We start from the raw sequence: 12,117 nt of genomic DNA, 5'->3' as shown, positions 1-12,117 counted from the left end.
GCGCAATCGACCATACCGCCATTGACTTCCACGCGGACAAGGCCCAAGTAGCGGCCAATACCGTGGTCTTCGTGCGCAACAAGGTCACCGCGATTCAGCGATTCCACCATCAACGCATTCGTCACCGAGCCTGCAATCTTGTGCTTACGAGCCTTGTTTGCATGGCGGTTTAAAATTCTTGATTCCGTGAGGAACGCGACATTATCGTCTTCGTGCCAAAAGCCTTCACTCAAGTTGCCGATAAAATAATCTTCGACCGGCAGACCGTCAAAAATTTCACGCAAGCGGTTCACACCGCCAAGCGTCTGCGCCATCACATAAACGCGGCCGCCCTTATCATAAAATTCTTCAATTTCTTTGGCAACCGCGTCCGTACCATTCGACGTAAAGTCCTGAGCACGCATATGCATTTCGTGCCAATTGCCATCATCGACTTTGACTCGCGTCATATCGAGCGACGCACGACCTACGAACAAACGCGAAAGTTCACCTATTTTGAACCACAGTTCGTTCGGCGGAGCCATTCCCGGATCCGTCACACGGGCTTCGTCGTAAGCACCGCGGAATGCGCCATACATCTTCGAAGCAGTTTCCGAAAGCAACGAAAGTTCTTCAAAGACAAGCGATGCACGCGGCATGTAATCCAAGAGACTTGCCACCAAACGCTGGTGATGCGGGCGATGCCACCAAAGCGATTCTGCAGAACATTCCTCACCCGCCATCACCGATTCCGGCACCGTAAATTCCCCCATCGGGAAGAACTCGATGTGCGTCATCTGCTCCAGCGAACGCTGCGAGAAAATATCGAATGCTCGGATAGATTCAATCTCGTCGCCGTAAAATTCAATACGAATCGGGTGCGGATAAAGCAAGCAGTTCACATCGACAATGCAACCGCGAATCGAAAACTCGCCCACGCCGCTCACCATCGGCTGTTCCGTAAAACCGTGATCAAGAAACCACGGGCGTAAAGACGAAGGCTCCAGCTGGTCGCCAACGCGGAGCGTACGCACCTGACGCATGATTTCGCCCGGTTCCGGGAGTTTCATCAAGAACGCATCGAGCGGACAAACAACAACGAAAGGCTTTTCGGTATGCGAAACATCGCGGAAGAATTTCAGACGTTCTTCAAGCACGCCCTCGAACGGCACCTTGATTTCGTAAGGTTTCAAGCCGAGCGATGGGAAAAAACGAACAAACTCCTCGCCCACCATGCTTTCGAGATTCTCGACCCAGACTTCGGCACTGCGGTAATCCTTCGCAATCACCAGAATGTTCTGCGGGCTTTTCAAGAAGCGGTTCGCGACCATCATCGAAGCAAGCGGAACCGACGCGCCATTGACGTGAATGGCCTCGTTATCAGCATTTTCAAAAAGCGAAATCGCAGGGAACGAATTTTCTTGAAGGAATTCCGAAATGGTAAGCATAGAGGGAAATGTAGAAAAAATCTCTAAATGTTACCAAAAACGAAAACGCAAGTTTTCGCCTTAATATTTCAATTCAAACTTTCCTATTTCATCACGTAAAATTACACGGTCATTCTTTATTACAATTACAGTCACGTCCCAAATTTTTTGACCGACGCTAACAACAGCGGACTCGCCATGGAATTTGAGAATAGCTACAGGGTTATTCCCCGGCAAAATTGCATCCAGAGTAATTGGCGGATGTTCTTTGGGTGATATAGGCTCCTTAGGTTTTGCCACCTTTATCGGAGCAACTTTCGGCTTTGGCATAAGTAGACTTGAGAATGATGGCTGTAGAAACCGAATATGATCTCGGTGGCAAGGTTCTTGCATCTACTAAATACCCCTATGGGATGACTACTTCTGGACGTATACGTAGTATAACGGAAAACTATACTTATGACCGTCTTGGACGCATAAGCGATATATACACAAAGAATGGTAATGGTTCACAGGCTGTTCTTGCTCATTACGAGTATTATCCGACGGGTAGCGTGAAAAATATTACCATGGGAAATGCTCTTAAGCTCTCTTATACTTATCATATTAGTGGAGCGGTTAAAACAGCGACTGTTAAGTCTGTTGATGGTAAAGAGCTTTATTCCGAAACACTCCATTATGAAGATAGCGACAAGCCTCAGTATAACGGCAATATTAGCCGCATGGTGCATCAGATGGCTCATGGGAACGATCAATACGGCCAATCGCGTGATGTATTGTATCTCTATGACGAATTGAATCGCTTGACAAGCGTCGATGACTCGAAACAAGATGTATTTGATGAAATGTTCGAATATGATGCTCAGGGACGAATTACCGCGCAGCATCGTGCTCAATTAAAAAATGGCAAATATGAGGTTGAAAAATCCGGTGGTGAGTATTTTTACGAAAGTGAAAAGAATCGCTTAAAATCCGTTGCCGACAACATGGGAGGAATCTCCGCATCCAATCGTACAATGTCTAACCCGGATAACTTCATCTATGATTCCGAGGGCAATTTAACGGAAGACAAATCCAAAGGCCTGAAAATTTTGTATGATTGGAGAGGTATGCCGGTTGAATTTAAGCAGACTGCAATGCCTCAGGGGAGTACGGACAATGAACTGTACAAACTCGAGATGAAGTACGACGGCTCTGGTCGCTGCGTCTCCAAGACTGTCTGGCGTAAGGCGGTTGGTGCTGAAAACTGGCAGAAAAAACAGGTGACGCATTACACCGGCATCGGAACGGAAATCCGCGAGAACTACGCCGGACCGGCAAAACAGACGAAAGTCGTCGTGAACATGCCGCAGGGCCTCGGACGCTATGGAATAGAGGACGCTGAAAATCCCGACATGGGCTCCGGCGTAGGCTACATCCCGAACACGAAATTCGAATGGTACCTGAAGAACCACCTCGGAAGTACGATGCTCGTGTATGGCACGCAGGCCGATGCGAACCCCGCGCACTCCGATATCGGCACGCCGCTTGCCGCCTACGACTACCGCGCATTCGGCGAGATGGTCGAACTGTTGCCACCGCCGACCGGAAAGGTCACGGAGAATTTCACAGGAAAAGAGCATGACGATGAAATATCGCTCGACTATTTTGGTGCGAGATATCTTGACCCGATGCTGGGAATGTGGACTTCTGTGGACCCGAAGAGACAATTCTCAAGCCCGTATCTATATGCAGGGAATGGCGTGAATCCCGTGAATGGGGTGGATCCGGATGGAAATTCAGTAAATATTCTGTTATCCAATGAAAAAAGTGGTTCTTATGGATTTGTTTACAAATATAAGAGTTATCAGATTAAAGCAAAACCCGAATTAGGAAAATATAGACGGCGTGTTCCTAGATACAACATGTATATTGGAAATAATTCGGGGAGCGATGCTATTATAGAGGTTACAAGAGATGCTTTTGCAGGAAATGGACCTTTTATTGCAAATGGATCTTTTCGTGGATGGCCGTTATTTAATGCTCCCAATGGCTATAGAATAGAATTACGAGATCCTAAAACTTTATCTCGTACCATTTTAGATGACCAAAAGCAAAAAAGATCTTACGTCCAAATCCATTTAGGACCAGGCTGTTCAGAAGGTTGTTCTTTATTGCCTGATGGAAAAAAAGGACGTGATCGTTTTCAAGAAATTATAGAAACAATGCAAAAAGAGGATCTTGATAATGGGTTTGATGATGACATTTTTGTTGATACAGAAAAATTTGATCCCGCCTTTACACCAAAAGATGTCCCTGGTCCTGACGTTCATTAGTTTGATTCTTTTATCATGTTCATCAAAAGAATCTAATGAATTTAACTGCGCTTGGGATAAAGAGCTTGATTCTCTTTACATTCGCTATAAATGTATTGCTACACCTAATTGTAATACTGATGTATGGGATCCTATAGAGCTTTTTGCGGACATTTCTAAAGAAAGGATAAATTGCCTTTTGGATTCCATGATAAAAAAAGAAGAACATCTTTGGATGGATGTTTATTTATATGCGACAATTCCCGATTCTATTTTTGGAGTTTCTCAAAAAGCTGTAGATAGAATAAAAAAGGATCCTGATTCATGTTTACAAGAAATGTGGATGTTGGCTTTGAGTGAACATAATATTATAGATTACAAATTTAAAAATGTTTGTCATATAAAAAAATACGAAAATATATTTCCATCCGCCAGTGAATTAGATTTTTATTGGTCTCATGAATATGATTATGAAATTGGCAATCAATTGGATTCTTTAAAACGAATTGCCGAAAAGAAAACGATTGAAAAGTCTTATAAAATAGGAACTTGTGACGGCGAAATCATAGATTTTTTAACAGAAGGACTTTATGTTGAATTAGAAACAACAAAATCGTGTATCGTTAATCAAATCCTAAATTCTTATGATATAGAAATAAAGAATGATACTACGACTTTGAAAATTGCACCGCCAGCACAATCTATTTATGATAGTATACAAGAAATTATCCAAATTCCAATGTATTCATTTGAAATAGATAAATCTAAAGTCACAAAATTACGTGAAAAACACAAGCAACGGATAACAATTGAATGGTCTTCTCTTGGTTGCTTTATGAATTCAAATGAAAAAAAATATAATTTAAACAAAAAACATATTGGGAAAAAAATCATTCTTGAAATTCCTTGTTTTGATGAAAATCTAGCTTTGAAATTTTATCCATTTCATGTATCTAAAACTAAGTATCCCTTTATCTCTTGTGAAATCGCACCTGCAGATAAAGATTATTATGGTAAATAATATGAGAAATCATTATGAATGTATATGCCAATCGAATTCACACAAACGCAGCAACCTACGGGAAGTTCTAGCGATACTTTGTTCAGACTCCTGATGAAGTACGGAAGTATGGGATTCAGAGTTGAGGCTCTAGATCCTGATACAAATACACCAACAGTAGAGGATGATACTGGAAAGAAAAGAACGTATATACAGCTTCATAAACGAGGAGCGTCTCATGGATGTGGAATGATGGATCAATCTAATTATGAAAAATTCAAAGATGCTGTTGAGATGATGAAAGCGGAGGATCTTTCAAATGGATACGAAGATGAAATCGATATGCAATTTGAGTCTTTTGAACCTGCTGGTAATTAGCATTTTGCTTAATGGATGTGAGAAAGATGCCAATAGAGACTGGAATCAAAAAATCAATTCTGTTTACAAGGCGTATACGGGAGCAAATGATGGAGACGTTACCGATGAGTTGGACAAATTAGATGCGAGAGAAATGAATATTTTGTTTGATTCTATTCTCAGTGAATCAAATGGGGTATCAACCAGCGCTTTGTTAAACATAGATGCGTATTTTGGGGATAATTCTTTTGTTTTTTCAAAAAAGAGTGTAGAGAATATTGTTAATCATAAAGCTTTTCTTGTGCGTAACGCAGGACGATGGTTCTTAAATGAAAAGTTGCATTCCAATTACGTGTTGGATTCTGCAATTTTTCATTCATTTCCTTCGGTAAAAGAATATTTGATGTTTCTTAATTTTGAATACAATGGGAATCCTTATGATACAACTGTGTCAGAATGGTTTGATTGCATCGTATTCACTCCATCTAATCCACAGGATCGAAAAAATGGTGTAATATCATTGAATCGTGATTCTGCCTATGCACTTTATACGAGGTCAAAAAATTCCTCTGTTGATCTTTATTCTAATCACATAGACTGGAATAGGGAATACTTTTCGACAAACGTTTGTAAGTCTATAGAGAGGGCTGGTTTTAAAGAGTTAATTGGCTTGCTTGATAAGAAATCGCTACTTGGTTATATATATTCAAGAGATAAAATTTATTACATAGAGTCGGAACGTGGCCTTATTGATGAATCTTTAAAGAGGAACGTCACCATTGAAAGTTTACCTCTATTGAAACATGAATTAGATTGGTTCATTGGGAATCTATAGCGATTGTAAATCCCCACGAAAAATAAAGGACGCTGTCAAGGGAATGCGGTTGCTTGCGGTAGTATCTGCAAGTCCAAATGCCTGAAAATTTTGTAAAAAAACCTTTTTCTTCAAATTTCCCTTGAAAAAGTGTGCTTTAATTCAAAAAAGTGGGTCTAAAAAGTGTATTTGTACATTGATTTATCCCTTGGAAAAGTGTATATTTAGAGTATGTTCAAGCGGAAAATTCTGAAAGAATTCGAAAAATGGATGAATGGCGGGGGCAAGAAAAAGGCTCTCGTCGTCAAGGGAATGTGCCAAATCGGCAAGACGTTCAGTGTGCTTGAATTCGCCAGGAGTCACTACAAAGCATGTAGTCTATGTGAACTTCAAGGAAAACGACAGCGCCCGTAGAATTTTCGACGGCGATTTCAATGTCAACCGCATGACAATCGACTTGTCTGCCCTACTTCCCGATGCTCGCTTCGAACCGAAAAAAACTGTTATCATCTTTGACGAGATTCAAGAATGTGCAAATGCTCGCGCAAGCATTAAGCCATTCATGGAAGATGGCCGATACGATGTTATCTGCACGGGTTCGCTCCTGGGAATAAAGGGGTATAACAAAAAAAAGGGCAAGGGCGTCCCGACAGGTTTCGAGAGAATTGTTTACATGAAGCCCATGGATTTCGAGGAATTTCTGTGGGCAAAGGGCATTGACGAAAAAGTCATTGATTATCTAAAAGAATGTTTCAGAAACAAAAAATCTGTTAGCGAAGCCACTCATAACGCCATGTTGCGCTATTTTAGGGAATACCTCTGCGTGGGAGGTCTCCCATACATTGTTTCACGCTTTGTCGAGACAAACGACATGAACGTTGTTTGGCAAGAACAGCAGGATATTCTCGAAGAATACAAGGACGATTTTGGCAAGCACCTCGACGAAGATGAAAATGAAGAAGTTGACAGAACGCTTCTAGGTAGAATCAACCGCGTATTCGATTCCATTCCGGCGCAACTCGCCAAAGAAAACAAAAAATTTGTTTATTCCGCGCTGAAAAAGAAGGGCCGTTCCGAAGCATACCAGAACGCAATCCAATGGCTTTACGATTGCGGCATTATCAATCTATGCCACAATCTCACGAATATTTCAACTCCACTGGATGGTTACAAGATTGAAAATGCATTCAAGATCTATGTACAGGATTCCGGGTTGTTCGTCGCGATGCTCGAAAAAGGATGCGCGGCCAAAATTCTTAGCGGAGACTTAGGATTTTACAAGGGCGCTATTTACGAAAACATTGTCGCCGATTGTTTCTCGAAACAAGGACGAAACCTATACTACTTCCGCAAGGATTCTGGCCTTGAAATAGATTTTGTCGAAACCATCGCTGGTGAAACCGCGTTAATTGAAGTCAAGGCGACTTCGGGGCAGGCCAAGTCTGCAAAGACTGTCCTGCAAAACGAAAATTACGAAGTAAACGTTTGCTACAAGCTTTCTGAAAACAATTTAGGCGTTGTCGGGAAAGTAGTGACGTTGCCTTACTACATGACCATGTTCCTTGAATAACTAGGCTATGTCGCTGTAATATCGGATCTATGAAAATTTTCTATGATTGGAGAGGTCTGCCATCGGCGAATGGAAAGTTGTTGAAGTGCACAAATAAAGGAAATGTACAAAAAATTTTATCCTCCCCAATTCTCCATTTTTTGTATTTTGCAGTTGTGATTATTAACGATTGAGTTTTGGAATGAAAAAGAAGTTTATTGTCATTTTCGGGCTGGTTTGTTTAACCATCATCTCGTTGTTCTTCGTTTTTAAAAACGATAACGTGCAAGTCGTTCACGATAAAAATATAGCTAGCGTTTCCAATAATACAGCAAGCACCTCTGACAGCACAGCCCCCAAAATCAAGACCATGTACCGAATTTTAGAGTTTAATGGTGATACCACCGTTTGGGATTCTGCCGACTGCGTTATCCGCGATTCTTCATTTTCATGCAAAAAAGTAGAGATCATAGATCACGGGAAAAAATTGCTTGAATTGCTTGGATACCAAACGCAAAAGCCCAATGAAAAGCCTCAAGAAAAAGACATTTATCAAAATTTAAATTTTGGTAAAAAAGTCATTTACAAAGACTTAAATTTCGGTAAAAACGCCATCGTCAATTACATTCCTATAGCAGATATTCCAGCATTCGATCGAAACAACGTCGCAAAGTTTTTTTCTTATATATCTGGAGGACCGTGTTCCAAACTTTTGACATTCAGTTCAAATTATAAAATCGAAGCTATTGGACTTCCTGATGATTTTAAATGGAAAAATCAAAATGCATATGAAATAAATATTCACAAAAATACGGCAGGACAAAATATATGCAGCTCTTTAACAGATATGTTATCAAAATCAAAATTCACGAAATCACCGAAAGAACATATTCCTATACATACAACTCTTAGACATTTTGATTGGTCAAGACAAGAACGAGATGTTGAAATTCGTTATTTACCCCAGAAAGAGGAAATCTACGAATACAAACTACTTAATTACTCGCTCCAGTACAAGGACACTACTTTTTCGTGGAAACTTGTCTATAAAGACCAATACGGTCGTGGCGACACACTAGATATCACAACAAAATTCGAAGCAAATCAAAAAAACATTCCCTCAAAATGCTACGATTCTGTATATGAAAAACCTCCAACAAAAGACACCCTCTTTTACCGTATTCTTGATTTTAGAGGAGATACCACCATTTGGCATCCTTCAGATTGTAAAATTTTCGGTGATCGTTTTTCATGCGTTCGTAGAGTATCAGCCACCATGTGGGAACAATGTGTCCCGTACCACAAAAACCATTCTGCAAATACTACTTACAAAAATCTAAACTTTGGAAAAGAAGCTATCACAAACTACATTCCTACAGCAGAAATTCCCGAATTCAATCGCGACTCCGTGGCAAAAGTCTTTTCTGTTTTGCCAAGCACATCCTGTTCTGCATTGCTAACGTTCAAATCCAATTACAGTATAGAACCCATCGGGCTACCTAAAGATTTCAAATGGCGAAGAGACTTTCCGAAAGCAGTCGTTAAAGAGATTTCTAAAAAGAAAAAATTGTGCACCCTAGAATATCGGAGTGTGTCTAATCGTCCCGTCCCCTACAAACAATACCGCGACATCATTTTTGAAGAATTGCCCGAAAAAGCCCGTGTTTACAACTATCAACTTTTTAACAAATCGCTTCAATCTTACAAGGACTCAACCATTAAATGGAAACTTGTCTATAAAGACCAGTACGGTCGTGGCGATACGCTGGATATAACAACGAAATTCGAATAAACGCGATTAAACCATCGACAAAACAACGCATGATGCCATCTTTAGCAGTCCCCGATTCACAACCATTTTCACTATAAAAAAATTTCTTTTGAGTCCAAGGGAATGAAAATTTTGTATGATTGGAGAGGTATGCCAATCGAATTTAAACAACTGCAACAACCTACGGGTAGTTCTGGCAATAGTTTGTTCAGACTCACGATGGCGTACGACGGGTCGGGCAGAAGGATTTCGAAGACCCGCTGGGTCAAGAACGCAGGTTCGCAGGACTGGGAAAAGGAACTTGTGACGCATTACACCAGCATCGGCACTGAAATCCGTGAAAGCTTCACGGGAGCGAACGCCGAGACTAAGGTTGTCGTCAACATGCCGAATGGCCTCGGACGATACGGAATCGAGGATGCTGTTCAATCTGCAGAAGCCAACGCCTCGCAAAAATTCGAATGGTACTTGAAGAACCACCTTGGAAGCACAATGCTCGTGTACGGAACTGTAGCTTCGACAAATCCGAGTGAAGCCGATGTCGGCGAGAAAATCGCGGCGTACGACTACCGCTCCTTCGGTGAAATGGTCGAATTGACGCCACCGGCAACCGGCAAGGTCACCGAAAATTTCACAGGCAAGGAACATGACGATGAAATCGCGCTCGACTACTTCGGTGCTAGATATTTAGACCCGATGCTTGGATTGTGGACTTCTGTTGACCCCGCAAGACAGTTTGCAAGCCCGTATCTGTATGCAGGGAATGGGTATAATCCGGTGAATGTGATTGATCCGGATGGAAATGAAGTTGATATTGGATCTTCAATAGCAATGACGAATATTATTGAACCTACACAGCAAGCCATATTTGAAAGCTCTTTGGATATTGGGCTAGACTTGATGATTGCAAGTGCCGCATTTGATATAGGAGCGTTATCTATAGCGGCTGCTGTTACTGCGGGGCCTGAAATTATTGCGGCTGGATCAGCCAAAGCTAGTGAAATGTTTGTTGCAGGAAGTGCGATGTTTGCTGTCGGTTTTTCTAAGGCTGTTGGGTTAGCCCAAGAATTTATGAGTTGTCCTCAATGTGTCATTGGAACGATGATGACGGCAACAAGTAAAGTTTATCAATTCTCTATACCTTTCACAAGTAAACGTTGGGATGTTGGGCCTATAAGTTTTTATGGAACTATGGATTTCGTGGGTGGGCTTATTTCTGGAGCCGGGCCTGTTTATGGCCGAGCCGAAAGGGCTGGATCTATTATTAACGAGGTTGGTAGTGGAATTTTAAAAACAATTGATAATATAGTTACAGATGTATACCATTACATTGAAGATAAGTAATTGATAAATAGGAGTGCTTTATGAAATCTTTTTTATGTCGGTTTCTTCTTTCTGCATTTATTGTAGGTGTTATAGCTTTTTGCAATCAATATGGAATTGGTAATACCCCCAAAACACCATTGTCTAAAGAAGGTCTTCTATTCGGTGTCCCTTGTTTTATTCTTATATTAGTTGGCTTGTCATATATTTTTTATAGGCCAGGTAAAAAGTGATTTGAAAAAAATGATTTTTAAGCGCCGAGAGTAATTAGCCTCCAATTCTGACTTGTCTATAACCAAACTATTCCAAGTGTCTGAAAAAATCGCATTGTTTCTTTATTGATAATTTTGTCTATGGCTTCCCATTGTTTATGAAGTTTCGCTCTTACGTTTGAATTTCGAATTGTCGAAACGTACACCGACTGGGATATTCTTATACTGTACCAAGAATCTATATAAAGGGATTATGCGAGTCAAGACCTCCTAATCCGAAAGCTTCAATTGACATCACCTAGCCCTTTTTATATATTCAAAATATGGGACTTTACGTCAATCCGAATAATGCGAATTTCCAAAGGAGTCTGAACTCGTCCATTTATGTGGACAAGTCCATGCTTATTGCAGAGATTAATCGTTTGGTCAACACGGAAAAATGCTTCGTGTGCGTTTCACGTTCGCGCCGTTTCGGAAAGACTATGGCGGGTAATATGCTCAGTGCCTACTTCAGCAAGGGTTGTGACAGCCGCGAGCTGTTCGCAAATTTGAAGATTGCGAAAGATCCCAGCTTCGAGAAATACCTGAACACGCTGAATGTCATCAAGCTTGATGTAAATGCGTTCTATTCGAACCTGTCAAAGAAAGAACAGGAAGAGAAGGTTGATCGCAAAACAAGGGACATAACGCCGGTTTTCAACGGAGCCGTGGTAAACGAACTCATTCCGGCATTCCCTAATTGCGGCATCACCGAGGACGATAGTATTGCTGATGCTCTTCTCAAAATATACGCCAAGACAGGCGAACAGTTCGTAGTCATTTTGGATGAATATGACGTGCTTATTCGCGAACGGGTTTCGGAACAGGTTTTCAAATCTTACGTGAATTTCTTGAATGCCATGTTCAAAAACGATAACCTTGCGCCGGCCATTGCGCTCGCTTACCTCACGGGTATTTTGCCCGTCGTCCGCGACAAGGTCCAGTCAAAGTTGAACGTTTTCCGCGAATACACCATGGCGGGTGCAAGCCGACTATCCGAATTTGTCGGTTTCACTGCGGAAGAGGTGCAAGCACTCTGTCAGGAAAGCGGGCTAGATTTTGAAGAATGCAAGCGTTGGTACGACGGCTACAATCTGAACGGTATTGAAATCTACAGCCCGAATTCCATCGTGGAAGCCATTGATAATGGCCGGATAAAGAGCTACTGGACTCAGACAGGGTCTTACGAAGCCCTCAAGAATTACATCCTGATGGATTTCGAGGGTATTTTGCAGGACGTGAAGGTGATGATTGGTGGTGGGCGTGTGGGCGTGAAGGTGTCCAGCTACCTGAACACCATGACTGACTTTCACAGCAAACACGATGTGTTCACCTACCTGATTCACTTGGGT

12 protein-coding genes are annotated in these 12,117 nt (G+C 41.5%); 10 read left to right on the top strand and 2 right to left on the bottom strand.

Annotated features, from left to right (window positions below; translation table 11 throughout):
- Both IKG78_RS13885 and IKG78_RS13880 read right to left on the bottom strand, forming a co-directional pair.
- Positions 1-1,427 (bottom strand): CarD family transcriptional regulator (locus IKG78_RS13885; RefSeq protein WP_366075492.1); only part of this gene is annotated, 1,427 nt, incomplete at its 3' end.
- 60 nt (positions 1,428-1,487) lie between these two features.
- Positions 1,488-1,736: a hypothetical protein gene (locus IKG78_RS13880; protein WP_290944516.1), complete on the bottom strand. Its 249-nt coding sequence runs from the start codon at positions 1,734-1,736 to the stop codon at positions 1,488-1,490.
- 14 nt (positions 1,737-1,750) lie between these two features.
- On the opposite strand from IKG78_RS13880, the gene IKG78_RS13875 reads away from it, so the two are divergent.
- From IKG78_RS13875 to IKG78_RS13830, 10 genes are all read left to right on the top strand, one after another.
- Entirely contained in the window at positions 1,751-3,721 is a 1,971-nt protein-coding gene (locus IKG78_RS13875; protein ID WP_290944513.1) for an RHS repeat-associated core domain-containing protein, read from the top strand.
- A 1-nt stretch (position 3,722) separates the two neighbouring features.
- Positions 3,723-4,721, top strand: coding sequence for a hypothetical protein (locus tag IKG78_RS13870; RefSeq protein WP_290944511.1), 999 nt, complete (start codon positions 3,723-3,725; stop codon positions 4,719-4,721).
- 24 nt (positions 4,722-4,745) lie between these two features.
- On the top strand, positions 4,746-5,078 hold the full coding sequence (locus tag IKG78_RS13865; RefSeq protein ID WP_290944509.1) for a hypothetical protein: 333 nt from the start codon (positions 4,746-4,748) through the stop codon (positions 5,076-5,078).
- Positions 5,020-5,892, top strand: coding sequence for a hypothetical protein (locus tag IKG78_RS13860; RefSeq protein ID WP_290944507.1), 873 nt, complete (start codon positions 5,020-5,022; stop codon positions 5,890-5,892). Before IKG78_RS13865 ends, IKG78_RS13860 begins: the two co-directional genes overlap by 59 nt.
- A 210-nt stretch (positions 5,893-6,102) precedes the next feature.
- Positions 6,103-6,285, top strand: coding sequence for a hypothetical protein (locus IKG78_RS13855; protein WP_290944505.1), 183 nt, complete (start codon positions 6,103-6,105; stop codon positions 6,283-6,285).
- Positions 6,254-7,441 carry a DUF4143 domain-containing protein gene (locus tag IKG78_RS13850; RefSeq protein ID WP_290944503.1) on the top strand — a complete coding sequence of 396 codons (1,188 nt, stop codon included), beginning with the start codon at positions 6,254-6,256 and terminating at the stop codon, positions 7,439-7,441. The genes IKG78_RS13855 and IKG78_RS13850 overlap by 32 nt, the downstream gene beginning before the upstream one ends.
- 181 nt (positions 7,442-7,622) lie before the next feature.
- Entirely contained in the window at positions 7,623-9,212 is a 1,590-nt protein-coding gene (locus tag IKG78_RS13845; RefSeq protein WP_290944501.1) for a hypothetical protein, read from the top strand.
- 129 nt (positions 9,213-9,341) lie between these two features.
- Positions 9,342-10,535, top strand: a complete 1,194-nt coding sequence (locus tag IKG78_RS13840) for an RHS repeat-associated core domain-containing protein (protein WP_290944499.1) — start codon at positions 9,342-9,344, stop codon at positions 10,533-10,535.
- 20 nt (positions 10,536-10,555) lie between these two features.
- Positions 10,556-10,747 (top strand): hypothetical protein, encoded by a 192-nt coding sequence (locus tag IKG78_RS13835; protein ID WP_290944497.1) that lies wholly within the window; start codon positions 10,556-10,558, stop codon positions 10,745-10,747.
- A 302-nt stretch (positions 10,748-11,049) separates the two neighbouring features.
- Positions 11,050-12,117 (top strand): AAA family ATPase (locus tag IKG78_RS13830; RefSeq protein ID WP_290944495.1); only part of this gene is annotated, 1,068 nt, incomplete at its 3' end.

The sequence above is a fragment of the Fibrobacter sp. genome, from assembly GCF_017545445.1.
In the GTDB taxonomy this organism is placed as follows: domain Bacteria; phylum Fibrobacterota; class Fibrobacteria; order Fibrobacterales; family Fibrobacteraceae; genus Fibrobacter.
The sequence above is the reverse complement of the archived record's forward strand: the minus strand, read 5'-3'. Positions and strand labels throughout refer to the sequence as shown.